The 25,551-nt window shown below is 72.9% G+C and carries 17 protein-coding genes and 1 pseudogene; 11 read left to right on the top strand and 7 right to left on the bottom strand.

Annotated elements, in window-relative coordinates; genetic code table 11:
* Window positions 1–236: 236 nt before the first annotated feature.
* The gene (locus ACZ4XX_RS21400; RefSeq protein WP_468509436.1) at window positions 237–2,279 is read right to left on the bottom strand and encodes a glycosyltransferase family 4 protein; all 2,043 of its coding nucleotides are present in this window, start codon (window positions 2,277–2,279) and stop codon (window positions 237–239) included.
* A gap of 232 nt (window positions 2,280–2,511) precedes the next feature.
* Here ACZ4XX_RS21400 and ACZ4XX_RS21405 point away from each other — a divergent pair, with 232 nt between their 5' ends.
* Window positions 2,512–3,858 (top strand): nucleotide disphospho-sugar-binding domain-containing protein, encoded by a 1,347-nt coding sequence (locus ACZ4XX_RS21405; RefSeq protein WP_468509437.1) that lies wholly within the window; start codon window positions 2,512–2,514, stop codon window positions 3,856–3,858.
* Between the two features lie 144 nt (window positions 3,859–4,002).
* On the opposite strand, the gene ACZ4XX_RS21410 is transcribed toward ACZ4XX_RS21405, so the two are convergent.
* The gene (locus ACZ4XX_RS21410) at window positions 4,003–4,386 is read right to left on the bottom strand and encodes a DUF6479 family protein (protein ID WP_468509438.1); all 384 of its coding nucleotides are present in this window, start codon (window positions 4,384–4,386) and stop codon (window positions 4,003–4,005) included.
* On the opposite strand from ACZ4XX_RS21410, the gene ACZ4XX_RS21415 reads away from it, so the two are divergent.
* Complete coding sequence (locus tag ACZ4XX_RS21415) at window positions 4,385–4,633, top strand: hypothetical protein (RefSeq protein WP_468509439.1); 249 nt, start codon at window positions 4,385–4,387, stop codon at window positions 4,631–4,633. The genes ACZ4XX_RS21410 and ACZ4XX_RS21415 overlap by 2 nt on opposite strands.
* A gap of 35 nt (window positions 4,634–4,668) precedes the next feature.
* Here ACZ4XX_RS21415 and ACZ4XX_RS21420 read toward each other — a convergent pair whose 3' ends face one another.
* Window positions 4,669–4,986, bottom strand: a complete 318-nt coding sequence (locus tag ACZ4XX_RS21420) for a DUF6479 family protein (protein ID WP_468509440.1) — start codon at window positions 4,984–4,986, stop codon at window positions 4,669–4,671.
* A 678-nt stretch (window positions 4,987–5,664) separates the two neighbouring features.
* A complete protein-coding gene (locus ACZ4XX_RS21425; RefSeq protein ID WP_468509441.1) occupies window positions 5,665–6,852 on the bottom strand; it encodes a spore photoproduct lyase family protein in 1,188 nt (395 codons plus the stop codon).
* A 147-nt stretch (window positions 6,853–6,999) separates the two neighbouring features.
* Between ACZ4XX_RS21425 and ACZ4XX_RS21430 the strand changes: the two genes are divergently transcribed.
* On the top strand, window positions 7,000–7,776 hold the full coding sequence (locus tag ACZ4XX_RS21430) for a DUF7873 family protein (RefSeq protein ID WP_468509442.1): 777 nt from the start codon (window positions 7,000–7,002) through the stop codon (window positions 7,774–7,776).
* Between the two features lie 659 nt (window positions 7,777–8,435).
* Window positions 8,436–8,645 (top strand): hypothetical protein, encoded by a 210-nt coding sequence (locus ACZ4XX_RS21435; protein ID WP_468509443.1) that lies wholly within the window; start codon window positions 8,436–8,438, stop codon window positions 8,643–8,645.
* Between the two features lie 218 nt (window positions 8,646–8,863).
* Here ACZ4XX_RS21435 and ACZ4XX_RS21440 read toward each other — a convergent pair whose 3' ends face one another.
* From ACZ4XX_RS21440 to ACZ4XX_RS21450, 3 genes and pseudogenes are all read right to left on the bottom strand, one after another.
* Window positions 8,864–9,007 carry a hypothetical protein gene (locus tag ACZ4XX_RS21440; protein WP_468509501.1) on the bottom strand — a complete coding sequence of 48 codons (144 nt, stop codon included), beginning with the start codon at window positions 9,005–9,007 and terminating at the stop codon, window positions 8,864–8,866.
* A 79-nt stretch (window positions 9,008–9,086) separates the two neighbouring features.
* Complete coding sequence (locus ACZ4XX_RS21445) at window positions 9,087–9,308, bottom strand: hypothetical protein (protein ID WP_468509502.1); 222 nt, start codon at window positions 9,306–9,308, stop codon at window positions 9,087–9,089.
* A pseudogene (locus ACZ4XX_RS21450) lies at window positions 9,286–9,372 on the bottom strand (IS5/IS1182 family transposase); the annotation flags it as partial. The pseudogene ACZ4XX_RS21450 and the gene ACZ4XX_RS21445, both read right to left, overlap by 23 nt.
* Window positions 9,373–9,897: 525 nt before the next feature.
* Here ACZ4XX_RS21450 and ACZ4XX_RS21455 point away from each other — a divergent pair.
* The 7 genes from ACZ4XX_RS21455 to ACZ4XX_RS21485 are packed head-to-tail and all read left to right on the top strand — an operon-like array spanning window position 9,898 to window position 25,509.
* Window positions 9,898–13,155, top strand: coding sequence for an amino acid adenylation domain-containing protein (locus ACZ4XX_RS21455; RefSeq protein WP_468509444.1), 3,258 nt, complete (start codon window positions 9,898–9,900; stop codon window positions 13,153–13,155).
* Complete coding sequence (locus tag ACZ4XX_RS21460; RefSeq protein ID WP_468509445.1) at window positions 13,152–18,812, top strand: amino acid adenylation domain-containing protein; 5,661 nt, start codon at window positions 13,152–13,154, stop codon at window positions 18,810–18,812. The genes ACZ4XX_RS21455 and ACZ4XX_RS21460 overlap by 4 nt, the downstream gene beginning before the upstream one ends.
* The gene (locus tag ACZ4XX_RS21465; protein ID WP_468509446.1) at window positions 18,809–20,383 is read left to right on the top strand and encodes a class I adenylate-forming enzyme family protein; all 1,575 of its coding nucleotides are present in this window, start codon (window positions 18,809–18,811) and stop codon (window positions 20,381–20,383) included. Before ACZ4XX_RS21460 ends, ACZ4XX_RS21465 begins: the two co-directional genes overlap by 4 nt.
* Complete coding sequence (locus ACZ4XX_RS21470) at window positions 20,380–23,460, top strand: non-ribosomal peptide synthetase (protein WP_468509447.1); 3,081 nt, start codon at window positions 20,380–20,382, stop codon at window positions 23,458–23,460. Before ACZ4XX_RS21465 ends, ACZ4XX_RS21470 begins: the two co-directional genes overlap by 4 nt.
* On the top strand, window positions 23,457–23,681 hold the full coding sequence (locus ACZ4XX_RS21475) for an MbtH family protein (protein ID WP_468509448.1): 225 nt from the start codon (window positions 23,457–23,459) through the stop codon (window positions 23,679–23,681). The genes ACZ4XX_RS21470 and ACZ4XX_RS21475 overlap by 4 nt, the downstream gene beginning before the upstream one ends.
* A complete protein-coding gene (locus ACZ4XX_RS21480; protein WP_468509449.1) occupies window positions 23,678–24,037 on the top strand; it encodes an acyl carrier protein in 360 nt (119 codons plus the stop codon). Before ACZ4XX_RS21475 ends, ACZ4XX_RS21480 begins: the two co-directional genes overlap by 4 nt.
* Window positions 24,034–25,509 (top strand): condensation domain-containing protein, encoded by a 1,476-nt coding sequence (locus tag ACZ4XX_RS21485; protein WP_468509450.1) that lies wholly within the window; start codon window positions 24,034–24,036, stop codon window positions 25,507–25,509. Before ACZ4XX_RS21480 ends, ACZ4XX_RS21485 begins: the two co-directional genes overlap by 4 nt.
* Window positions 25,510–25,551: the final 42 nt, after the last annotated feature.

The following is a 25,551-nucleotide window of genomic DNA, read 5'->3' on the forward strand; positions in this document are numbered from 1 at the left end:
CCGACTTCCCCATCTGCGCCGCACGGGGCGGATCCCGCACCTCTCGTATCGTGCCCAGGAGCCGCGATGCCGCGCACGCTTCTCTCCTGTGGACACGAGGCCGGCCGCAGCCTCGCCGTCGAGGACGATGCCGCAGCCGAATCCCTCCGCGCGGTGCAGGGATGGAAGAGGGAGGACGGCCTTTCTCTCCGAGGCGACGAAGAACCCTTCCGGCATGGCGGCCTCGCAGCACTCGGTCAGAGGACCCTTCGCCGCTTCCGCTTGGTGACGGCCGTGTACTGATGCGCCAGGGCTTGGGCCATGGCTGTCGAGGAGTAGGTGGAGCGGACGAGGTGCTGGGCACGTCGGGACATCGACGTGGCGTGCTGGTCGTCGATCTCCATCAGGCGTTGCAGTCCGTCGCCGAGGGTGCCTGCGCTGGTGGTGTCCATCAGTATTCCGTTGAGTCCGTCGACGAGGTACGCGGGTACACCGCCTCGGAGGGGGCCCGCCACAAGGAGGCCCGCCTCCATCGCTTCGAGGACTGCGAGACCGAACTCCTCCTTGGCGCTCGGGCACACGTACCGGGCGCGAAGTCGTCTTGATGGACAGGCGAGGGCCCGTTCGAGCATGCGTACGTCGGCGTTGGGGAGGGCGGGCAGAAGCAGGAGCCGCTCGCGGGCCTCGCCGCAGGAGGCGACGGCTTGCTCGATGCGTTCGCCCATCGCGCGCTCCAGTGGGTCCATGGCCCGCGGGCTCCCTCCGACGAGCACGAGGAAGGACTCCCGGTGGCACCCGGAATCGATCCATGCACGGACCAGGACGTCTTGTTGCTTGACGGGGTGCAGCCTGCCGACGCTGAGGAGCACCACCGGTCTGTCGGCCGGGTGTGCCGCTGCGAGGGCGTCGATCCTGCCCAGCAGCAGTTCGCCCCGACGTGACGGGTGCGCAGGTGGCCGGTAGGGGGGAATGCCTTCCGGCGGTGCGCTGAGCGCGCCGCCGTGGCGGCGGGCGGCCAGTTGCGGGAAGTGCTGGAGCAGCTCTGCCGCGCCCTGGCCTCGTCCGGCGATTCCGACGACCCGGTCCGCCTGTTCGACCAACCGGTCGGCGACGAACACGCGATGGAGGTCCTGCCTGAGTGCGGATGCGTCCGGGTGAGCGACGTCGTAGCGTTCTGCGACCTGACGGTGAGGATCAGGGGTGGCGGTGAAGACAAGGCCCAGCCCGGCCCTTCGTGCCGCTTCGGCAAGGGCGAGGGAGCCGTCGTCGGCGTATCGGACGTGCAGGACGTCGACGGGCCTGCCGATCGACGTGAAGAGCCGCGTGGCCCACCAGGCCATCGCCTCCCGGTGGCGTCCCATCTCCGCGGTGCCCACCTGGTGGGGGCTGTCGACGGGAATCCTGAGGACCCAGTGTTCTCGGTCGCGTCGGCGCAGGAGCGCGGGGTCTGCCTCCAGCTCCGTGGTGCAGGCCGTCACCACCGTGAGGACGCCGGCCACGTGGTCGGTGCGCGCGAGCGCATCGCCGAGGGATCCCAGCAGAACGCCGAGCCCGCCACTCATGCCCTCGCCCGGGCGGTCGAGATGCCCCATCAGCATGGACTGCGCGATGAGCATCCCGGGGCGCAGGCCGACGGTGTCCGCGAGGTTCAGGGGGGTGTTTCGCAGGGCGTCCTGAAGGAGGCGCTCGTACATGTCCTCGGGTTCCCCGAACACGGCTGGTGCTGGGAGGGCGGTGCCGTAGGAGGAAAGCAGCCGCCAGGCGGCGTGCCGAATCTGCCGCTCCCCCGCTGTGCAGAGCGGGAGGAGTTCGGACGGGTGAAGGGGGCGCAGGCCCGTGGCTACGGCGAGATCGAGGGTCAGTGCCGCCGTACGAGGGCTGTGCGCGCAGTGGAGGGCGCCTCGCAGCGCGTCCGCGGCCTGGGTCGGCCCGTGTCGGCGGACGATGTCAGGCCAGGCGGCGGAGACGGCTGCGGTGGTGTGGTCACAGCCGGTGAGGAGCCGGACGCAGTCCTGCGGCCGTGGGAGTCTGCCGGACCGCAGGCGCTGCCTCAGTCGGGCCAGAGCCAGGTCGGCGGGCGTCGCGACATCGGGTCGACGGGACCCGGCACCTGCAGGGCCGTACTCGGCGCTGACCAGTTCGGCGAGCAGGTGGGGCCGAGGGCTGCGCCACGCGGGCGGGGCGCTCGGGGCCTGTCGCCAGTAGCCGACCCTGGCGGCCATGAAGGGATCCGGCAGCTGCGCAGCGGAGTCCGCCAAGGGGCTCTCGGCCGCAGCCAGGGCAGAGGGGCGGCGTGTCATGGGATCTCCTCGACGACGACGGTCGACCTCAAGGTGATTCGTCGACGCTCCGGCGCCCGGATGCACGAGCTGCTCTCCGCGCTCTGGATCGTGGGCCGTGGCGTACGGCGAGAACGCCGGCGTGACGACGGCGGGACGGCAGTGTGCATCTGAGCGCGTGTGGCGGGCCGAAGCATGTGCCATGGAGTTCTCTCAAGGCGTCGGCCCAGGCCGACGTCCTCGGGTCGCTGTGGTGAGTCCGCCGTTCCTTTCGCATGCGCAGCCGCTGTCGGTGCTGGCGCGGGCACTCGCGGGGGCGGGGGCGGAGGTGCTGTTCGTGAGTGCTCCCGCGTTCGCTCCGCTCGCGGAGAACGCGGATGTGCGGTTCGTGCCGCTGACCGTCACGCGTAACGCGAACACCGGCATCGCGCGGAGCACCCGGCAAGGAGCCCGGGAAGCGGAACGTCTGGAGGAGTTTCTCGGCTCAACGCGCCAGGGGGCTGTCCCAGCGCTGCTGACGCAGTCACGCCATCGCGGCGAGGACATGCTGGCTGACCCGGGGCGGGTCCTGGCAGGGATCAGGTCGCTGCAGGACCGCATGGCGCCCGACTGGTACGTGGTGGATCAGCTGAGCTATCCGGTGACGTTGGCCCTGCACTGTCTCGGTCTTCCGTTCGCCACGTTCTGCCCGGGGCATCCGACGTATCTGCCCCATTCGCCGGAGGCGCTGTTCGGTGTGCCGTACGCCTGGCCGGAGGCGATCCGCCCCACGGAGGAGAGCCTCGCCGAGCTGCGGCGGGCCGCTCGGGCCAACGACGTGGCGTTCACGGATCGCTTCGCAGAGGTCGCTCGGGCCCATGCGCCCACGGCTCAGTCGCCCGGGCGCGCCTTCGCACTCGCGTCACGGCATGCGGTGGTGTTCAACTACCCGAGGTTTCCGTGGCTTCCGGAGCGTCGACCGAGCGAAACGCGCTTTCTCTACGGAGGACACTGCTCACCTGCCGGAGAGCCGAGCCCCGGTCCTGCGTGGGAGGGCGTGGTGAGCCGGCTCAGGGCTACCCACACGCGGTTGGTCCTGATCGCTCTCGGCACCTTCCTCTCGGCTCGCGCCGACGTGCTGGCCTTGCTCGTCCGGGCGGTGCGCGCTCACGCCCCGGACTGCGCGGTAGTGGTGGCGGCGGGCGACAGCGCGGCGTCGTTGTCGGGTCTGTCGGGGCCGGACGTACATGTCGCGGACGTAGTGCCGCAACGGTGGCTGCTGCACCAGGTCGACGCGATGGTTCATCACGGCGGGAACAACTCCTTCACCGAGTGCCTTGCCGCCGCGACCCCCGCACTCGTCCTGCCGTTCTCCAGCGACCAGTTCTCGATCGCTCACGACGCCGAGCGGGCCGGGCTGGCACTCGCTCTCGATCCGTCCCGCCTGGATCAGGAAGGGGTGGGTGCGGCCATGCGGCGTCTGCTCGCCGAGCCCCCCTGCGGCCTGCTGCGTTGGACGCGCGCGGTGCGGCGTCGCGGCCCGGACTGGATGGCGCGGAGGCTGATGCGGACCATGGCCGGCGTCACGGTCGAAACCGACCGCGACGCCCGCGGCGGCTGACCTCACTCCCGTTCGGTGGGCGGTGATGCCGTAGATCCAAGGCCCGAGCCCCCCGCGGCGGGGGGCTCGGGCCTTATACCGCCAGACGTCGGCAGGCCTGTGTAGATGCTCTTCGCTCCACCGGGTCGTCGCCCTTGGGCTGCTTCAGTCGCCGTGACCTGTCCCGCCGCTGCCGAAGCCGCCGCTGGAGATCCCGCGCCACTTGCGCTTCTCCTCGCTCGGCGGATCGGTGTCGGCCTCACCGGAGCTCTTCAGGTTGTACGGCATGAGTCGGTGCTCGCCGTCGGTGTGCGGCATCTCCGCGGGCTTGCGGTACTCGGAGACCTCGCCCGGCAGCTGGCCCGTGTCGGGACGGTGCGGCTGCGACTCGGGGTCCGGGGGCGGTAGCTCCCTGTTCTTGACCCTGATGCCGAACATGAAGGCGCCGATGAGGACGGCGACCACGATCAGACCTCCGAGAACCTGGGCGAGTCCGGACTGCCAGACGCCGGCCGCCACCACCGAGGTATCGAGGATGTGTGTGTGCATGAAGCTGTCCCATCCGTCTAGACCTGTCCCGGGCGTCATGGATGAAGTCCGGGACGGCACCGTGATCGGCACCGTGATCGGCACCGTGATCGGCACCGGCAAACTTGATTCCGTTCTCGGGCCGGCGGCGGATGCGGCGACGGCTGCAGATTCCGATGTGCACCCCGGCGCCTCGGCACGAGTTCCGTCTATCGCCGACCTCGGGCACAGCCGTCGACCGGCATGGGGCACCCCCGAAAGTCCGTGACATCTGTCGTTCCGCAGGGGTGCGGCTGGTGCGGCCTACGACTCGTCGAACGGCACGGGTTCGGTGCTGGTGCGGAGTTGGTAGGGGCGCAGCCGGTTCGCCCGATCGGATCTGGGGACCTCGACGTGGCGGCGCCGCTCGAGCACCTCTCCGGGGAGCCGGTCAGTGGGCGGACGGTGCGGGTGTGCTGTGGGGGCCGGCGGGGGACCTTCCTGATCCCTCAGCCTGCTCCCGAAGACGAAAGCTGCGACCAGGACCCCGACGACGATGACTCCGACAAGAACGTGCACAAGAGCCTCCAGCGAGCGAATGTTCTTGTGCAGGGTTCGCTGGGGGGAGTTCGCCGGACGCACGTCGGGCGGGGAATCCCCCAGTCAGCCGATCTCCTTCCCTCTCGAGACCGGTAGATGAAGAAGCCGTAGGCCGCGAAAGTGTTTCCTGACACCGTGAGGATCAGTACACGCGTCCGCTATGAGACGACCGTTCGGCGGCCGAGGAAACGTGGGTCCGTCACGGTGACGCGCGGGCCCGATGCCTTCCGACACTGGGTCGTCACGGGCGCCCGGTGACACCCCGCCCGTTGTTCGCGGCGAAACCGATCGAGGCTGATGATCGGCGACCGGAACGGGCTTCACCACCGACGAAAGGCGGCTTCGAGCATGTCCTCAAGGGAGGTTGTCATGACGGGCTCATGAAAACTGGACGGATGTGCCGCGGTCGTGACGGGAGCGGCCCAAGACCAGGGGCGACCGGACTCTGCTTATGTCCTCCCCATCTGCCATGACCGCGGCCGGGCTGCGTGGTGCCCGCACGGTCGGCAGACGTTCTGAGCACGCTCGCGGCAGTTGCCGATCCAACCTTTGCGCGGCGGGGCACGAGCGAACCGTGAGCCCGCTCCGTGGACCCCACAGGTTCAGCCCTCGCGGCGGGCTTCACCTGCGCCGCTGCGGCACGCTCGCCCACCGCCCGTGCACCTCGGGAGCGGGGCACGAACGTGGGCCCGTCCCGGGGGTGTGCGGAAGATGCGCCGGTCAGAAGGCGTAGCGCACCCGCAGCCACGGGGCTCGGTCCTCGATCAGGCGGGTCAGCGCGTCGACGGCCTCCGCCTTGATCGCATTGCGGTAGCGCACGTTCCAGCTGCCGTTCTCGGAGCGCTTCGGCTGCTGGACGTCCTGGCGCCACAGGACATCCTCCGCGCGAGGGTGCCAACCGAGATTGACCTGGTGCAGGTCCTGGTTGTGGGTCAGCAGGATGATCTCCGCCGCCGCCTGGTCCTTCACCCGCCGCGGGAGTACGTCGTCCATGGCCCGGAGCAGCTCGGCCCAGGCCTGTTCCCAGCCGGTACGGATCACCACCGGCGACAGGTTGAAGTGCACCTCGTACCCGGCGTCGAGGAAGTCCGCGGCGGCGGCGAGGCGGTCCGGGACCGGACTGGTCCGGATGTCGAGGAGCCGGGAGTCGTCGGGCGGCATGACGGAGAACCTGATCCGCGTACGGCCCTGTGGATCGAGCCGTAGCAGGTCGGGGTTGACGAACTTGGTGGCGAACGATGCCTTGGCCGTGGGCCAACGTCGGAACGCGCGGACCAGATCGGCGGTGTTGTCACTGATGAGGTCGTCGACCGAGCAGTCGCCGTTCTCCCCGATGTCGTACACCCAGGCGTGCTCGTCGCATTGGTTGGGTTCCTCCTTGCGGCCCATCCCTGCGACGTGGCGGCTCAGACCGCCCAGGACGCGCTCGACGTTGGTGAACACGGTGATGGGGTTCGCGAACCCCTTGCGTCTCGGGACGTAGCAGTACGCACAGGCCATGGCGCAACCGTTGGAGAGCCCCGGGGCGATCCAGTCGGCGGAGCGTCCGTTGGGCCGGATGCCGAAGGACTTCCGCTCGCCCAGGACGAGGGTCTCGCGCTTGACCCTCACCCACCGCTCCACGTTTCCTTCGTTGCCGTGCAGGTGCGGAATGCGCCAGTGGGAGTCGGTCTCGATGACGCGGGCCTCGGGAAAGCGTGCGATGATCTGCCGCCCCCGCAAGGAGTCCATGGCGGCCGGCTCGGCGTGGATCTCCTTCACGTCGAGCAGCCTGCGCGCCTGCGGCCCGTCGCGGAACCGCCGGCCGCCCGTGGCGTCGGTCGGCGTCGCCGCGGCGGCGAGGTCGCTCATGCTGAACAGCCCGTCGGCGTCCCCCGGCTCGCCCGGGGCTTGGGAACTCTGTCGCATCTCCGCTCCACTGTCACGCACGCCACCGCTGTCCGCGCGACCGGCCGGACCCGGCCACCGGGTGAAGGCGTGAACCCAGGGTACGGAGAAGACTCACAATCCGGCGATTTCGCCGGCCGGTCGCTCACCGGAACCTCGCGGTGAAAAATGGTTCGATCGACGGCCCTCGCTCGTTCTAGGCTCCGTGACGTGGCAACGAAACTCAATCAGATCATCGCAGTGGAGAAGGGCGTCAAGTCCAGGGCGCACCAGGACCTGACGGCGGCCCACCACGGCCTGCAGAAGCCCGCGTTGCTCGCCGGCATCTCCCGTACGTACCAGCCGAAGGACGAGGAGGGCGAGCAGCTGCCGCCCGAGTCGACGCTGGTGCAGGTGAAGGCCGAGGACGCGCTGCGTGACACCGCGCGGGCACTGACCCGGCTCTTCGATGTGACGGCCACCAAGGACTGGGCGAACTGCGAGGCGCGCGCCGACGTCTCGGTCGACGGACGGGTGCTGGTGGAGCAGGTGCCCGTCGCCTATCTGCTCTTCCTGGAGAAGCAGCTGACGGACATCAACACCTTCGTCCGCAAGCTTCCGGTGCTGGACGCGGCCGAGTCCTGGACGCAGGACCCGTCGACGGACGCGTGGAAGACCGAGGTGGTCCGCACGGTCCGCACGAAGAAGGTGCCGCGCAACCACGTCAAGGCGGAGGCCACGGACAAGCACCCGGCGCAGGTCGAGGTCTACTACGAGGACGTACCGGTGGGTTACTGGACCACCGTGAAGTTCTCGGGTGCACTGCCGGCCCGGCGTGTCAACGAGCTGCTGGAGCGGGTGGAAAGGCTCCAGCAGGCGGTGAAGTTCGCCCGTGAGGAGGCCAACAGCTCCGAGGTCACCGACAAGCGGGTCGGCGACGCCGTCTTCGGCTACCTGTTCGGTTAGCCGGAGCACCACAGACTCCCCGGCCGCGGAGAGCGGTCGGGGTGCGCGAGGAGCGCAAAGCTGAAGCTGAGCCTTGTCGTGACATCCGCGGTTCCAGTGGAGGTTCGAGTCCTCCTCCCGGCACTTCCTGCCGGGATGGCCCAACCAGGCAGAGGCAGACCGCGGTCAATCTCAGACTATTGCTCCAGACTCAGCATGCGCCGCTCATCGCCGGATCGACCGGGCCCGGGCCCTGGTGCGTCGAAATGCCAGTTCGAATCTGGTCCGCCGAGCTCGATCGGCGGTGGTCCAAAGGCAGGACGCGACGCAATGACGAATGACCCGGGTCCTCAAGTGTGCCGGCGTGTGATGTGAGCGGCATCCACAGGGTCCGGGGGCAGGCTACGCCCTCGGACCCGCTCCTTTTCCTCTCGCCGCCACGCCCGATCCGAAGGTCCGTCGACAGGCGGCGGTGGGATGCCGACGCTGCGGGAACGCGCCGCAACATCCCGGCAACGAACCCTTGGCGCTCTGTGCATGGAATGCGACCCGGCGCGCCCATAGCCTCTCCTCGGCGCCTTTCCCGCCGAACCCGCACATGGACGAGAGGCCTCACTCTCATGGGCACGTCTAGTTCGTCCGGTCCCAGTCGCCCTGGAGTCCTGGGCACCGCCGCGGCCGTGGCCGCCGGTGCCGCCCTGCCCGCACTCGCCGCCGCACCCGCCCGGGGCGCGGTCCGCGCCCTGGGCGCCGGAATCAGCTGCGTGGCGTTGCTGCTGTGGGCGCTCACGACCAGCAGGACACCGCCCAGCCTGCGCCGACGCGGCCGAGGGCGCCTTCCGGTCCACTCCGCGCAGGACGTCATCGGGGGCGCGCAGAAACGCCCGTGAGGGCGGTGGCCTCGCCCGTCAGGACCGAGGCCACCACCCTCACATCGTTACCCGGTGCCGGTCCGGTCACTCCTTCTCGTCGCGCCGGGCAACTCCCTCGGCATTCCCGCCGACAACGGCGGCCACGTCCGTGACCGCCCTCTGTTGCGAATGGCCGGCGGTGCCCTGCCGGGACCGGAGACGGTGCCACGGGACGCCGTTGCTGCGCCGGATCCGCCTCAGCGGACGCGCCCCGCTGCCCGCCCGTCGTGGCAGCCGTGCTCGACGCCTGCGGGAGAGCCGCGGGCGCTCGCGGGGTCATGCAGCAGGTGGGCCGCGTTCAGCACGCTGATGGTGATCTCGCCCGCCTTGCCCGCTGCCATCGCCCTCGACCATCCCGGGTACCTGGAGAACGCAGACGGGTTCGAGAGGGAACGGGTGGCGGCGGACTGACGCCCGGCGTCAGACCCGTGCCTCTGACCGCTCCCACCCTTCGTCCGGGGCCAGTTCGCGGGTCGGGCGGGTGAAGCCCCCGGTGAGCCGGAGGAGGTACCCGAACCCGGCGGCAAGCCAGCAGCAGCCGATGAGGAGCGCCCGGCCGCCGAGCTGCGTCATCAGGTGGAGCGTGGCGCGGACCCCGAGGGCCGGGGACGCCTTCCACTCCCTGACGTTCGGGCAGGTCACGCCAGGCGGCACCGGTGGACAGCTTCCACAGGATCCCGTGCACGACCTGGCACCGGTCCCGCATCGAGGTCAGGTTCACAGCCCGCCGACAGCAAAGGCTGCGGTCCGGCCTGCAGCCACCCGGCCGGCTGTCATCACCCCGGGCCGACCACTTCAGGGGCGCGCTTGCCACCCTTTCGACGGCACGTTCACCGGCGCTTGGTTCCAGCCATGACCCACCCTGCTGCGCACACCGCCCGCTCGCCGGCTCCTTGTCGCAGGCAGGGCGGACGGGATCCGAGAGCGGCCGCTGGCAGCTCCCTCGCGACAGGGACGGCAGGGAGAGAATCCGACCACCTTCCAGCGCCCTCAACTGCGACGACCAGCCGCCTCACGCCATGACCGACAGGATCCGAATGGTCCATACCATTGACCTCGCGTCAGGCCTCTCCCTAGCATTCGTTCTGTCACGGCGGCCGCCCCACGAGGGCTCCTGTTCCCCCGGACGCCTCCTCTCCATGTCCGGAACCGTTCCCTTCAGGTACACCCGGTTCCTTCCCTCTCGGCGCCCTCCGGGCGCTGCGCCCCCACGCATCGAACAGGAGTCCATGTGGTGATCTCGGGAGTCGGGCCGCCGGTCGGCGTCGTGGACGGAAACGCCGGGCCGCTGTCCGTGGGACAGGAACGGCTCTGGTTCCTGGACCAGTTGGAGCCGGGCGATCCCGCGTACAACATTCCGTACGTGCTGCGACTCAGGGGCATGCTCGACGCCAGGGCGCTGAGTCGGGCGCTCGACGGCGTCGCGCTCCGGCACGAGGCGCTGCGCAGCAGGTTTCCCGCCGAGGACGGGCGTCCGTCGGTCGTCGTGGACGATCCCGCGCCCGTCCGCCTCGACCAGCGCGACCTGCGCGGCGGCACCGCGCGGGCGACCGCCGACGTGCTGGCCTCACTCACCAACGCAGGGTTCGATCTGGCCGCCGGGCCGCTCCTGCGGGCGGCGCTGTTGCGCACCCGCGACGACGAGCACCTGCTGTGCCTCGTCCTGCACCACATCGTCGCGGACGGTTGGTCGCTCGGGCTGCTGCGGGCCGAACTCGCCGACCACTACGCGGCCTTCAAGGAGGGCAGAGACCCCGTCCTCCCCGCCGTGCCCTCCTACCGGGAGCACGCCGCCGCCGAACGCGCCTGGCTCGACGGTCCTGAGGCGGCAGGCGCACTGGCCCACTGGCGCGACCACCTGGCCGGGGCGCCCGCGCTGGAGCTGCCGCTCGACCTCCCCCGGCCGGCCGCGCCCGGCAGTTCCGGCGCCTACCACACCAGGGTGCTGCGCGGGATAGGACCGGCGCTGGACGCCTTCGCGCGCGCCCACCGCGTCACGCCGTTCATGGTCCTGGCCACCGCGTACACGAGCATGCTGCACCGCAGCACCGGACAGGACGACTTCTGCGTCGGCGTGCCCACCGCCGCGCGCGACACCGTCGACAGCGAGCGGACGATCGGCTACTTCTCCTCCGCACTCGTCCTGCGGGCCGACTTCGCCGGAGCCCCCACCTTCACCGCGGCTCTCCGCAGGACGCGCTCCGACTGGCTGCGGGCACTCACTCACCGGCGCATCCCCTTCGAGCGCCTCACCGAGGAGCTGAAGCCCGAGCGGGACGCGGGACGCACGCCTGTGTTCCAGACCCTGCTCGCCGTCCACACCCACGAGGGGGGCGCGCTCGGCGAGCAGGCCTTCGCCGATCTGGCGTGCGCCGAGACCGACGGCGGACACACCGCGGCCAAATTCGAACTCGGCCTGGACATCAGGCCGGACGGGGACGACCTCCACGCCGTCTTCGGCTACCGCACCGACCTGCTGCACGCGCGCAGTGCCGCCGCGTTCGCGTCCCGCTTCGAGACCCTCCTCAGGGCCGCGCTCTCGCTCCCGGACACCCCGGTGCACCGGCTTCCCCTCCTCGGCGCGGACGAACTCCGCTTCCTCGCGGACGGGTCCCGCGGACCGGATCCCACCGGACCGACGGCCCCGACCGTGCTCCGAGCCGTCGACCTCGCGGCGGCCGAGCGTCCCGACGCCCTCGCCGTGGTCGGACCCGACGAGACCCTGACCCGCGGCGCGCTCGCCGACGCCTCCCGGACGCTCGCCGCCCGGATGGCCGCCCGCGGCGTCACCCGCGGCGACCTGGTCGCCCTCTGCATCCCCCGGGGACCGCGGGCGGTCGTCGCCATGCTCGCCGCCTGGCGGCTCGGCGCGGGCTACCTTCCACTGGACCCTTCCTACCCCGCCTCACGGCTCGCGTTCATGCTCGCCGACAGCGGCGCCGCACTGCTCGTCACCCCGGACGGGACGCTGCCCGACGGCCTGGCGGACGACCTCCCCGACCGGCTCCCCCTGCTGTCACTGCGCCTTGCCGCGGCGGAGTCCGTGCCCGGCGCGCTGCCGGAGCCGCCCGGCGAGGCCGGACCCGACGACCCGGCCTACCTCATCTACACGTCCGGGTCCACGGGCACACCCAAGGGCGTGCTCGTGCCGCACCGGGCGCTCGCCGCGAGGGTCGCCTGGATGCGCGAGGGGTACGGGCTCACCGACGACGACCGTGTCCTGCAGTTCGCGACGCTCTCGTTCGACACCAGCGCCGAGGAACTGTTCCCCGCTCTGGCCTCGGGTGCCGTCCTGGTCACCGCCCGGCCGGACACCACGCTGCCCGACCAGCTGGCCGAGCCCTACGCCGCCGGCGTCACCGTGCTGGACCTGCCCACGCCCTACTGGCACCACCTCGTCGCGGACCTGGACGAGACGCCCTGGCCGGACCGGCTGCGCCTGCTGATCCTGGGCGCCGACCAGGTGCAGCCGCACGCCGTGGCGGCCTGGCGGGCGCGGTTCGGCGACCGGGTTCGGCTGGTCAACTCCTACGGCCCCACCGAGACGACCATCATCGCGACCACCGCGGACCTCGGCGACCAGGACTGCGGCGCGCGTCCGCCGATCGGGCGTCCGATCGGCGCGACCACCGTGGCCGTCCTCGACCGGCACGGCGGCCCGGTGCCCCCGGGGACCCCGGGGGAACTCGTCATCGGCGGTGCCGGAGTCAGCGACGGCTACCTGGGCCGGCCCGGTGCGACCGCCCGCGCGTTCCTCCCCGACCCCGACGGGCCACCGGGTGCCCGCCGCTACCGGACCGGCGACCTTGTCCGCCACCGGGCCGACGGGGCACTGGAGTTCCTGGGGCGCATCGACGACCAGGTCAAGGTGCGGGGCTACCGGGTGGAGCCCGGGGAGGTGGAAACGGCACTCCTGGCGCTGCCAGGCGTCGAGCGGGCGGTGGTGAGCGTGCGCGGCGACATCCTCGTCGCCCACGTGGTCCCCACGCCGGATGCTCCCGCGCCCGACACGGACTCCCTGCGCGGCGGGCTCGCCTCCGTGCTGCCGCCGCACGCGGTCCCTCACGCCTTCGTCCTCATGGACACGCTGCCGCTCACCCCGAACGGCAAGCTCGACCGCGCTTCTCTTCCGGCGCCCGACTCCGGGGCCGCGCCGGGGACCGTGCGGGTGCCTCCGCGCACCGACGCGGAAGAACTTGTCGCCGAGGTCTGGAGCGAGGTCCTGGACGTCGAGGGGATCGGCGCGCACGACGACTTCTTCGCCCTGGGCGGGCACTCCCTGCTCGCCACCCGGGTCGTGGCCCGCATCCGCGCAGCCGTCGACCTGGCCGTACCGCTGCGCGCGCTCTTCACCCACCGCACTGTCGCCGCCTTCGCCGAGGCCGTCGAAGCTGCCCTGGCCGCCGAGATCGACACCCTGTCCGAGGCCGCCGCCGTCGAACTCCTGGCCGCCCAGGACACCCTGGAAGGAATCCGACCGACGTCATGAGCAGCACCGACACCTCGACTCCGGCCGACCCGTCCCCGCAACCCGGGCCGGCCCCGTCAGCTACCCGCACGACCGCCTCCCCGTCCCCGGGGTCCGCCGCCGCACCGGCCCTCTCCGACGCCAAGCGCGAGCTGCTCCGGCGACGGCTGGTGTCGCGGGCGAAGCCCGGGTCCGTCATTCCGCGCCGGGCTCCGGGAACGCCCGTCCCCCTGTCCTTCGCGCAGGAACGCCTCTGGTTCATGGAGCAGTTCGCCCCCGGGACCTCCGCGTACAACATTCCCGTCGTGCGGCGGCTGCGCGGCTCTCTGGACACCGAAGCCCTCCGGGTGGCCCTCGACGCGAGCGTCGCCCGCCACGAGACGCTGCGCTCCCGCTACCCGGCCACCGAGGACGGGCGCCCGCTGCTCGTCGTCGGCCCGCCGGAGCCGGCCGCGTTCAGCATCGTGGAGGCGGCCGACGAAGCCGCCGCCGAACGGGTCGTCGACAAGGTCTCCGCCGTCCCCTTCGATCTCGAGGCCGGGCCGCTGTTCCGGTCCCTGCTGGTGCGGCTCGCCGACGACGACCACGTCCTTCTGCTGCTCGTCCACCACAGTGTCGGCGACGGCTGGTCGAGCGAGGTGCTCCTCGGGGAGGTCCTGCGGAGTTATGCGGCCAGGGTGGCCGGCGAGGCGAATCCGCTCCCTGAACTCGCGGTACGGTACGGGGACTTCGCCCTCTGGCAGCGCGAGCGTCTGAGCGGTGAGCGACTGAACGCCGAACTCGCCTACTGGGAGGGCGAGCTCGGCGGGGTCGAGCCGCTGGAGCTGGCCTTCTCGCGACCCCGGCCACCACGCCAGACATTCGAGGGAGCCGGGTACGCCTTCACCGTTGACCGGCCGTTGCTCGACCGGCTGGCCGCCCTCGGTGACCGGCACGACGCCACCCTCCACATGGTGCTCCTGGCCGCGTTCCAGGTTCTGCTGTCCCGCTACGCCGGGCGGCGCGACTTCGCCGTCGGCTCGCCCGTCGCAGGCCGTCCGGAGCCTGAGCTGGAGCCGTTGGTGGGCATGTTCGTGAACGTGCTCGCGCTGCCCGCGCGACTGGACGGCGACCCTTCCTTCGCCGAGCTGGTCCGCCGCACCCGCGAGACCTGCCTCGACGCGTACGCGCATCAGGAGCTGCCGTTCGCCCAGCTCGTCAGCGAGCTCAACGTGCCCCGTGACATCTCTCGGCCACCGGTCTTCCAGGCCGTCCTCGCCGTGCAGAACTACGCGGTGCAGCGCGACGAGACCAGCCTCGAACTCCCCCTCGTCGTCGAGCCGTTCGGTGTGCGGGCGAGCGGCACCCGGTTCGACGTCGAACTCTTCCTCCAGGAGTGGCCGGAGGGCCTCTACGGCTCCTTCAACTACAACACCGACCTGTTCGCCGAGGAGGACGTCGCCGCCCTCGCGTCCCACTTCGGACGGCTGCTCGACGCCGTGGCCGCCGCGCCCGACGTCCCCGTGTCCGGCCTCGGGGCCCTGACCGACGAGCAGCGCGCGTTCGAGACCGTACGGTTCAACGACACCGCCGTCGACCGGCCGGCCACCACCCTCACCGCCCTCTTCACCGAGCAGGCCGATCGCACACCGGACGCCGTCGCGGTCGCCACGGAGGACCGGGCCGCCCTGACGTACCGCGAGCTCGACTCCCTGGCCGACCGGATCGCGGCTCGCCTGGCCGCCGAGGGTGTCGGTCCCGGGGACCTTGTCGCCGTGAGCGCCGAGCGCTCACCCGAACTGGTCGCCGGGCTCCTCGGGGTGCTGCGCACCGGAGCCGCGTACACCCCGCTCGAGCCCGACTACCCGGCCGAGCGCCTGGCCTTCCTGCTCGCCGACAGCGATGCCCCGATCCTGCTCACCCAGCGCGGGCTCGCCACTCCCGACGGCTGCACCGCCCGCGTCCTCCTTCTCGACGACCCCGCCGAATGGCCGAAGGCGCGCAGCGTCCCTTCCGGTCCACGGCCCGACGACACCGCGTACCTCATCTACACGTCCGGCTCCACCGGCCGCCCCAAGGGCGTTCCCAACACTCACCGGGCCATCGCCAACCGCATCCAGTGGATGCAGGACGCCTACCGCATCGGACCCGACGACGCCGTCCTCCAGAAGACCCCCACCGGGTTCGACGTCTCGGTCTGGGAGTTCTTCTGGCCCCTCACCACCGGCGCCCGGATCGTACTCGCCAAGCCCGGCGGGCAGAAGGACAGCGGCTATCTGCGCGACCTCATCGTGTCCGCCGGTGTGACCGTCGCGCACTTCGTGCCCGCCATGCTCACCGCGTTCCTCTCCGAGGAGGGCGTCGAGCGCTGCACCGACCTGCGCCGCGTGGTGAGCAGCGGCGAGGCTCTGCCTCCCGACGCCGCCCGCGAGCTCACCTCGCGGCTGCCGGGCCTGTCCCTGGCCAATCTGTACGGGCCCACCGAGGCCGCGGTGGACGTCTCCTCCTGGGAGTGCGCGGGGCAGATGGAGACCGTCCCGATAGGCCTGCCCATCGACAACACCCGTCTGTACGTGCTCGACGAGCGGTTGCGCCCCGTGCCGCCCGGTGCCCCCGGGGAGCTGCACATCGGCGGAACGGCCGTCGCCCTCGGCTACCACCGGCGGCCGGGCCTCACCGCCACCCGTTTCGTCCCCGACCCGTACGGCCCGCCCGGCTCCCGGCTGTACCGCTCCGGCGACCTCGCGCGCCGGCGCCCGGACGGCACGCTGGAGCACCTGGGCCGGATCGACCAGCAGATCAAGCTCCGCGGGCTGCGGATCGAGCCCGGTGAGACCGAGGCCGCGCTCCGCTCGCAGCCCGGCATCACCGACGCCGCCGTCGTGCTGCGCGAGGACCGGCCCGGCGACAAGCGCCTCGTCGGCTATCTCGTGGCCGCCGCGGGCGCCGAGGAGCCCGATCCGTCCGCCCTGCGTGCCGCGCTCCGGCGCAGCCTCCCCGACCATCAGGTGCCGACCGCGTTCACCGTCGTGCACGCACTGCCGCTCACCCCGAACGGAAAGCTGGACCGGCGAGCCCTGCCCGTCCCGACGATCCACCGCGCGGCCGGGGCCGCGGAGCCGGAGACACCGGCCGAGCAGGTCCTCGCCTCGATCTGGGCCGAGGTGCTGGGGCTGCCCCGGGTGGGCGCAGACGAGAACTTCTTCGACCTCGGCGGCCATTCGCTCCTCGCCACCCAAGTGGTGGCCAAGGCCCGCAAACGGCTGACGGAGGCCGGGGCCCGCCCGATCAGCGTGATGGACCTGTTCACCCACCGCACCGTCCGGGAGCTCGCGGCCGTCGCCGCCCGGGACGAGCGGGAGCGCGGGCCCCGGTCCTTGCTGCACCGTCTCACCCGCGCGGTCCCCGCCGACCGCAGGCGGCTGACTCTCGTCTGCGTCCCGTACGGGGGTGGCAGCGCCGTCGTCTACCAGCCGGTCGCAGACGCGCTGCCGACCGGCACCGAGCTGTGGGCCGTCGCCATCCCCGGGCACGACCTGGGAGTGACCGAGGAGCGGCTCTCGTTCGACGACCTCGCGGCCGGCATCGCGGCCGAGGTCCGGGAGCGGGTGGAGGGCCCACTCGTCGTCTACGGCCACTGCGCCGTGGGTACGGCTCTCGCCGTCGCCGTCGCGCGTGCCCTCGAGGCGTCCGGCCGGGAGCTGGAGGGCGTGTACGCGGGTGCCCAGTACCCCTTCGCCGCCCCCCGCAGCCGCATCCTCACCGCCCTCGGGAGGGTCGCCTCGCTCGAACGGCTGGTCGGCGACCGGACGTACGCCAACTGGCTGACCGGCATGGGCGTCGACACCTCCGAACTCGACGAGGAGCAGGTCCGGTTCGTCATCGGCAACATGCGCCGGGACACGAAGGCCGCCGAGGACTGGTTCACCCGGGCCATAGCCGAGGTCGCCGAGGGCGGCCCCCGGCTGCGCGCGCCGCTCGTCTCCCTGGTCGGCGACCGAGACCCGGCCGCCGACTTCTACCAGGAGCGCTACCGGGAGTGGCTGCTGCTGGCCGAGCGCTCCGCCGTGGCCGTGCTCGACGAGGGCGGCCACTTCTTCATCACCTACCGGGCCGCCGAGGTCGCGGAGGCCGTCACGAGCGTGCACCGTGCCGTCCTGGACGGCACGACCGACGCGCTGCCCGCAGCGGCCCCGGAGAACTCCTGGTGGTTCCACGGCGAGACCGGCCCCGTCACCACGGATCCGGTTCCCGTGACCGGCGGCACCGCTCCCGTCCCCGAAGCCGCCTCGCCCGCCGACGCCGGAGACGGCACGGCCACCGTGGCGGAGCCGGGCGACGGACCACAGCCCGGCATGGGGCGCTTCCTCCTGGTGGCGGGCGGCCAGCTCGCCTCCATCACCGGCTCCGCACTCACCGAGTTCGCCCTGCCGATCTGGATTCTCCTGGAGACCGGATCCATGGCCCGGTACGCGCTGTACGCGGTCGTCGCCATGCTCCCGGGCATCCTCGTCGGCCCGCTCGCCGGGGCGCTCGTCGACCGGATGGACCGGCGCAGGGTGATGCTCGTGGGAGACGTCGCCGCGGGCGCCACCCAGGCAGGACTGCTCGTCCTGCTCCTCACCGGCCAGCTGCGGTCGTGGGAGGTGTACGTCCTGCTCGGCGTGCTCTCCGTCGCGCTGACGTTCCAACGGCTCGCCTACGCCTCGGCCGTACCGCAGCTCGTGCCCAAGCGCTACCTGGGCCACGCCAACGGGATCGTCCAACTCGCCTTCGGTACAGCGCAGTTCGTCGTGCCGCTGGCCGCCGTCGCGCTCATGGCGGCGATCGGGCTGCGCGGTATCCTCGTCATCGACGTGATCAGCTACGTCGTGGCCGTCGGGATCCTGCTCGCGGTCCGGTTCCCGCGCACGCTGCCCTGGACCCGGCGCGAGTCCCTCGTCGCGGAGATCCGCAACGGCTTCGCCCATGTGTGGCGGCACCGCGGCTTCCGCTCCATGCTGCTGTGGTTCGCCGGGCTCAACGTCTTCCTTTCGCCGCTGTTCCTCCTCACCACTCCGCTGGTCCTCGCCTTCGACGACCTCGGCGGAGCGGCCCGGGTCGCTGTCGCGGGCGGCGCCGGGGCGCTCCTGGGCGGTGTGGCCATGGGCTTCTGGGGCGGGCCCCGCCGGCACCGGCTGCGCGGCATGCTCGCCCTCGCCGGGCTCCTCGCCCTGGCGGGCGCCGTCACGGGACTGCGCGCGAACCTGTGGGTGGTCGCCCTCGGGGCCTTCGGGATGTCCTTCGCCCTCGCCCTCGTCAACGGCATCTACGCGACGATCGTGCAGACCAAGGTGGCGCAGCGGTTCCACGGGCGGGTGTTCGCCCTCAACACGCTGGTCGCCTGGTCCACGCTGCCCCTGGGGCACGGCGTCGTCGCCCCGCTCGGCTCCGCCTTCTTCGGGCCGCTGATGGAGCCCGGGGGCGCTCTCGCCCCCGTCTTCGGACCACTCGTAGGCACCGGTCCCGGCCGCGGCATCGCCCTGATGTACGTGCTGTTCGGGCTCGCGATGGCGGGGCTGGTCGCCCTCGGGCTGCGGCTGCCCTCGCTGGCCCGCTTCGACCGCGACGTCCCGGACGCGGAGCCGGACGACCTGGTAGGCCTGCGTGAGCGTGCCCGGGCCGCGGCGGACCGCCGGGCGAAGGCGGGCGCCCCGTGATCCGCCGGCCCGGGACGGGCCGTTCCCCCGCGGGCCCCGTACCGGCCCCGCCCGCAAGCCTCCCGGCACTGCTCGCCCACCGGGCCGCCGCCCACGGGGACCGGACGGCGGTCGTCAACGGGCCCGCGCGGCTGGACTTCGCCGAATGGCAGCACCGCAGCGGTGCCCTGGCCGCCGCCCTGAGCACGGCCGGGCTCGCCGCCGGGGACCGGGTCGGGCTGTGGTTCGGCACGGACCGGTGGACGGAGTACGCCGTGGCGTTCCTCGCCGTCCTGCGGGCCGGCGGCGTCGCCGTACCGCTCTCCGACCGGACGTCGCCCGCCGGTCTGGGGCACGCCATGGCGGACTCGGGGGCACGCCTCCTCGTGCACGCCGGTGCCCAGCTGCCGGCCGGTACGCCGCACGGGGTGCGGGGGCTCACCGAGCAGGACGCCGCCGGGTATCCCGGCGAGCCGCGCCTTCCCGAGCTCGACACGGCCGCCCCAGCCCAGATCCTGTACACATCCGGCACGACCGGGGTGCCCAAGGGGGTCGTGGCGACGCACGCCAACCTGGTGCACGGGTGCACCCGCGACGAGCGGCGCCGACCGCTCCGCCACTCCCGTACCTTCCTGCACGCGTTCCCCGTGGGCAGCAACGCGGGCCAGAGCATGCTCGTGAACGCGCTCAACGCGCACGCGACCTGCGTCACCGCACCGCAGTTCACCCCGGCGCGGTTCCTCCGCGCGGTCGCCGAGCACGCTGTCGGCAGCGTCTTCGTGGTTCCCGCCATGGCGATCGAACTCCTCGGCTCACCTGCCCTGGCGGCGGCCGTCGAGGCCGGCTCCCTCGGCACCGTGCGCCTCGTCGGCTCGACGGCGGCGGCGCTGCCGCAGCAGGTGGCGCTCGGTCTGGGCCGGGCCTTCGCCCCGGCCCAGATCGTCAACTACTACACGTCGACGGAGGCCGCCCCTGCCCAGGTCACGCTGCTGTTCGACGCGGCCCGGCCGGAGTCGCCCGGCCGGCCGGCGTCGTTGGCCGACCTGCGCGTCACGGACGGCGCGGGCCGACCGCTGCCGCCCGGCGCGCCCGGCGAGCTGTGGCTCCGCTCTCCCTCGGCCCCCCGCTCCTATCTGGGCGACGGCGACGACGGGGTGTTCCTCGGCGGTTGGACGCGGATGGGCGACCTCGGCCGGGTCGACGCGGACGGCTTCCTGCACCTCCTCGACCGTGAGCGCGACGTCGTCAAGTCCGGTGCCCACAAGGTGTCCACGCTCCTCGTCGAGAACGCCCTGCACGCCCACCCGGACGTCGCCGACGCCGCTGCCGTCGGAGTCCCCCACCCCGCCCTCGGGAGCGTCGTGGCCGCCGCCGTCGTCCCTCGCGGCGCGGACCCGGTGGGGAGCGGCGGCGACCGCGACGGTCTGACCGCGACCGCCCTGCGGGCCTTCCTCCTCGACCTGCTGGCCGTCCACGAACTCCCCGCCACCGTTCTGTTCCTCGACTCGCTCCCCCGCAACGAGGGCGGCAAGGTCCTCAAGCGGGAGCTGCGCCGGATCCTCACCCACGACCCCCGCGAGGCCACCCCATGACCCAGCTCAGCCCTGCCCAGCACGGGATCTGGCTCACCGAGCGCACGCTCGACACCGGCGGCGCCTACCACATGGCCGTCACCCTCGACCTCGGCGGCCCGCTCGACGCCGAGGCCCTCGACCGCGCCTGCCGGGCCGTGACGGCCCACCATCCGGTTCTGGCGAGCCGGCTCGGACCGGACGGCTCCGTCCACACCTGCGAGGTCCCGTCCCCCCGGCGCGTCGACTGCTCGCCCGACGAACTGGACTCCGTCCTGGCCCGGGAGCGCGCGACGCCGTTCGACGCCGACACCGGCCCCCTCTGCCGCTTCACCTTGTTCCGCACGGGCCCCGCGCACCACGTCCTCCTGGTCACCGCCCACCACCTCGTCCTCGACGGCGAGTCCAAGGACCGGCTGGTGGCCGACCTCGCCACTGCTTACCGGGGCGAGCCCCTGCCCCCCGCCGTCGAGTGCCCGACGGGCCCGCCCGCGCCCGAGGCGATCGCCGCCGCCCGCGCGTACTGGGAGGAGCGCGGGTACGGGCCGGGCGCGCCCGTCCTGCCCGGCCTCGTGCCGCCGGCGGACGGCGGCCTGGTGGCCGCGACCGGTGCCGAGATGCCGTTCCGGCTGGACGCCGAGCGCTGCGCCGCGCTGGCGGAGGCCGCCCGGAAGCTGGGCGTCACCCGCTTCGAGCTCCTCCTCTCCGCCTGGCACGCGCTCCTCGTCCGGTACGGGGATCCCACCCCCACCACCGCGGTCGAGCTGTCCCTGCGGCCGCCCGGCGCGCCGGTGGGCGTCGGACTCGCGGTCAACGAACTGCCCCTGCGCGTCGGATCCGTCGGAGGCGGGAATCCGCTCCGCCTGCCGTTCGAGGACTGGGTCCGCGCGGTGCGGGGCGAACTGCGCGCGCTGTACGCACACCGGGCCGTCCCCCTCGGGCAGGCAGTCCGCGGCCTCGCACCCCGGACGGCGCTCGCGCCGCTGTCGGTCAGCTACCGGCGCCGCCCCGCCGCACCCGCGCCGGACTTCGGGCCCGTGACCGCCGGGGTGCGCTGGATCGGTTTCTCCGGCACGGTCCGCAACCTCCTCCACCTCCAACTCGTGGACAGCGGCGACGAGATCCACGGCAGCGCGCAGTTCCGAACCGCGCCGCTCCCCCGGCACGCGCCCGGGGAGGACGACTCGGACAGCGGCGGCGTCGGCTGCCTCACCGCCGACGCCGTCCGCCGGATCGTCGCCCACTGGACACGGCTGCTCGACGGAGCCCTCGCCGACCCCACCGCACCCCTCGGGGAGCTGCCCCTGCTCGCCGCGGACGAGCTGCGCGACCAGCTCGCCGCTCCCGCGCCGCAACCGGAACTCACCGCGCGCACCGTACCCGCGCTGCTCGCCGCACGGGCGAAGGAGCATCCGGACGCGGTCGCGGTCGTCGCGGACGGCGAGCACGTCACGTACGCCGAGCTGATCCACCGGGTCGCACACGCGGCCGCGGCGCTCGCCCGGCGCGGCGCCGGACCGGGCACCCTCGTCGGCATCGCGCTGCCGCGGGGCCTCGACCAGCTCGTCGCAGTCCTCGGCACGCTGGCAGCCGGGGCCGCCCACCTGCCGCTCGACCCCGCCTACCCGGCGGAGCGGCTGGCCTTCGTGCGTGAGGACGCCGCCCTCGCCCTCCGCGTCACCTCGATCTCGGAGGGCGCCGGCGACCTCACCCCGGCGGATCTCACGCCGCCGGCGAGCGACGCCGCCCCGGCTCTCCCGCTCCCGGATCCCTCCCTCCCCGCGTACGTGCTCTACACGTCGGGTTCCACCGGTCTTCCCAAGGGTGTCGAAGTTCCGCACTCCGCCCTCGCCAACGTCCTCGGCAGCCTCGCCGAGCGCCTCGGCTCCCGCCCCGAGGACCGCTGGCTGGGGCTGACCTCGCTGTCGTTCGACATCTCCGCCGTCGAGCTGCTCCTGCCCCTCACCACAGGTGGGCGCGTCGTGCTCGTCCCCGAGGGCGCCCACCGCGACGGGCACGCGCTGCTCGACCTGATCCGCCACGAGGGTGTCACCCACGTGCAGGCGACACCCAGCGGGTGGCGGCTGCTCCTCGACGCCGGTCTCGACCGCAGTGTCCCCGTCCCGAACGCGATCACCGGGGGCGAGGCACTGCCCGCCCCGCTCGCCGCCCGGCTGACGGCCGCGACCACGCGGCTGGTCAACGTCTACGGCCCCACCGAGACCACCATCTGGTCCACCTTCGCGGAGCCCGCGCTCGCTCCGGAGGGCTCGGTCTCCCTCGGCTCCCCGCTCTCCAACACCCGTGTGTACGTGCTCGATCCGGGCGCCACACCGGTGCCGTACGGGGTCATCGGTGAGCTGTACGTCGGCGGCGCCGGAGTCGCGCACGGCTACCGGGGGCGGCCGGGCCTCACCGCGACCCGCTTCCTTCCCGACCCGTACGGACCGCCCGGCAGCCGCATGTACCGCACCGGCGACCTGGTCCGGCGAGGTCCGGACGGGGTGCTGGAGTTCCTCGGCCGCTCGGACAGCCAGGTGAAGCTGCGGGGCCACCGGATCGAACTGGGCGAGATCGAGGCCCGGCTGGCCGGGCACCCGGCGGTCGCTCAGGCAGCGGCCGCCCTGCACGGCCCGGAGACCGACCGCCGCCTCACCGCCTACGTCGTCCCGGCCGGCGCGGCCCCGCACCCCGACGCGCTGCACGCCTTCCTCGCCGACACTCTGCCCGCCGCCCTGCTCCCGGGGGCGTACGTCGTCCTGGACGCCTTCCCGCTGACGCCGAACGGCAAGCTGGACCGCGCCGCCCTGCCGGAGCCCGTCCGCCCCGAACCGGCCGCCGCGCCGTCGCCGGACGAGGTGCTCGACCCGATCGGTGCCGCCGTGCTCGCCATCTGGCGCGAGGTGCTGGAGATCGACGACCTCACCCCCGACGAGGACCTCTTCGACCTCGGCAGCCACTCCCTCATCATCACGGCGATCGCCGCCCGGATCCACGAGCGCCTCGGCGTCGTCGTCCCGCTGAACGTCTTCTTCGACACACCCACCGCACGCGACGTCTCCGCCGTCGTCCGTACCCTGCGCGAGGAGCAGCCATGAGCAACGAGATCCGCTACGCCGTCGTCGTCAACGACGAGGAGCAGCACGCCGTCTGGCCGGAGGGGGCGCCGCTGCCCGAAGGCTGGCGGCCCGAGGGCTTCGCCGGAACCGAGGAGGAGTGCGTCGCCCACGTGGACCGGGTCTGGTGCGACATCCGCCCGCTCAGCCTGCGCCGCAGGCTGGCCGACGAGCGCCCCGGCATCCGGACGGAGGCCCGATGAGCACCTCGGAGCACCCGCGGGACCTGCTGCCCGGCACCCGGCTGCCGGATGGCGCGCGGTCCGACGCCCGGCAGTCGCAGGCCACTCCTTCCGACCATGCGGAGGCGCTCCACCGGCAGGTGGCCGCGCTCGTGTCGAGGTCCACGGACGGACTGCTCGGCGTACGGGAGCTGCTCGACTCCACCGAGCCGCTCGCCGCGCTCGGCGTCAGCTCGCTGTCCCTGCTGCGTCTGGTGGACGCCGTGGAGGAGACGTACGGCGTGTTCGTCGATCTCGGCGACCGGACCCTGCACACCGAGGGTCTACGCGGGTTCACGGATCGTCTGATCCGGTTGGGGGCGAAGTCCACACCATGAGCCCCACCGACACCGGCGCTCCTCCGGAGCACGACTCTCCCCCGCAGGTCGACCGGCTCCCGGACGAGGTCCTGGACATCCCCTTCACCGCCGGACGGTCGGGCGACGCGCCCCTCACCTGGGGCCAGCGCGCCATCTGGCACGCGATCGGCCGAACCGCCCCCAACGACCACTACTTCAATCTGGGCAGGGTCCTGCCGCTCGCCGACCGGGGAGCCCCGGTGGACACCGCCTGCCTCGCCACTGCGCTCTCCGCCCTGCTGGCGCGACACGAGGCGCTGCGCACGCGGGTGGTGGTCGAGGACGGCGAGCCGAGACAGCGGCTCCATGCGGAGGGGCGTGCGGAGCTCGTCGTCAGGGACGAGCCCGATCCGGACCGGGCCGGGGACAAGGCCGCGGAGCTGCTGGCGGAGCTGTCCGGGCACCGGTTCGGGTACACGGAGGAATGGCCGGTGCGGCTGGGCGCGGTACGCAGCGGCGGGCGGATCACCCACGCCGTGCTCGCCCTCTGCCACCTCGCCGCCGACGGGCACGCCGCGGAGGTCCTCGTACGCGACCTCCGGCTGCTGGTCCGGCGCGGGGCGGCTGGTCCGGTCAGTCCGGAGACCCCGCTGGACCTCGCCCGGCACCAGCACGGTCCGGCCGGGCGCCGGGCGAGCGAGGCGGCGCTCGCGCATTGGGAGCGCGGGCTGGCGCAGGTGCCGCCGACGATGTTCGCGGAGCGGGTGGCCGATCCTCTCCGGCCGCGCTTCTGGACGGGCCGGCTGGTCTCGGCTGCCCTGCCGCGCGCCGTGGACGCTGTGGCGGTCGCCCACGGGGTGAGTGGTTCCACGGTGCTGCTGACCGCGGCGGCGGCCCTGGTAGCGGTCGGCCAGGGACACCGGGCCGCCGCGGTGATGCCGATCGCGGGCAACCGGGCGGCGGAGCGTCGGCGGACCATGGTCGGCACGCTGTCCCAGGACGCGCTGTTCGTCCTGGCCCTGCCCGACGCCCCTCCCGGAAAGGCCGTCTTCACGGACCTGTTGGCCGGGGCGTGGCCCGCCGCGCTGGCCGGCTACCGGGCCGCCGCCTACGATCCGGTGGGCTGGGACGCGCTGCTGGAGCGAGCGTCCCGTGACCGGGGCACCGAGGTCCACCCGTACTGCTGCTTCAACGACATGCGTCTGGTGGACCGGGCCGCCTCCACCATCCCGGCGCCCGGCGCCGCTGAGCTGGCGGAGCTGCGAAGCCGCACCGTCCTCGACTTCCCCGCGACGCAGGAGCGGGTGGCCTGCCGCTACTGCCTCCATGTGACCGGGGACGCGGCCTCGCTGACCGTCACCCTCACCGCCGATACGGCCTGTCTACCGCCGGATGCCATCCACGCCCACCTGCGGGGCATCGAGGAGGTCGTGGTCGCGTCCGCCGCCGGGACCCCGCCCCCGCTGTCACAGCTGGCCGGGCTCCTCGCGGGACCGGAGGCAGACCGGTGACCGGCGGGCGCGTGCCGAGGCCGCTCGCCCACGCCGACACGA

It is taken from the genome of Streptomyces sp. NPDC029956, from assembly GCF_055574655.1.

Coding starts and splice junctions, on each gene's coding strand:
- ACZ4XX_RS21415 (WP_468509439.1), top strand. CDS start 4,385: ATGAAGCTGTCCCATCCGTCTAGACCTGTCCCGGGCGTCATGGATGAA.
- ACZ4XX_RS21470 (WP_468509447.1), top strand. CDS start 20,380: ATGACCCAGCTCAGCCCTGCCCAGCACGGGATCTGGCTCACCGAGCGC.
- ACZ4XX_RS21400 (WP_468509436.1), bottom strand. CDS start 2,279: ATGACACGCCGCCCCTCTGCCCTGGCTGCGGCCGAGAGCCCCTTGGCG.
- ACZ4XX_RS21410 (WP_468509438.1), bottom strand. CDS start 4,386: ATGCACACACACATCCTCGATACCTCGGTGGTGGCGGCCGGCGTCTGG.
- ACZ4XX_RS21425 (WP_468509441.1), bottom strand. CDS start 6,852: ATGCGACAGAGTTCCCAAGCCCCGGGCGAGCCGGGGGACGCCGACGGG.
- ACZ4XX_RS21485 (WP_468509450.1), top strand. CDS start 24,034: ATGAGCCCCACCGACACCGGCGCTCCTCCGGAGCACGACTCTCCCCCG.
- ACZ4XX_RS21460 (WP_468509445.1), top strand. CDS start 13,152: ATGAGCAGCACCGACACCTCGACTCCGGCCGACCCGTCCCCGCAACCC.
- ACZ4XX_RS21440 (WP_468509501.1), bottom strand. CDS start 9,007: ATGGCAGCGGGCAAGGCGGGCGAGATCACCATCAGCGTGCTGAACGCG.
- ACZ4XX_RS21480 (WP_468509449.1), top strand. CDS start 23,678: ATGAGCACCTCGGAGCACCCGCGGGACCTGCTGCCCGGCACCCGGCTG.
- ACZ4XX_RS21475 (WP_468509448.1), top strand. CDS start 23,457: ATGAGCAACGAGATCCGCTACGCCGTCGTCGTCAACGACGAGGAGCAG.
- ACZ4XX_RS21430 (WP_468509442.1), top strand. CDS start 7,000: ATGGTTCGATCGACGGCCCTCGCTCGTTCTAGGCTCCGTGACGTGGCA.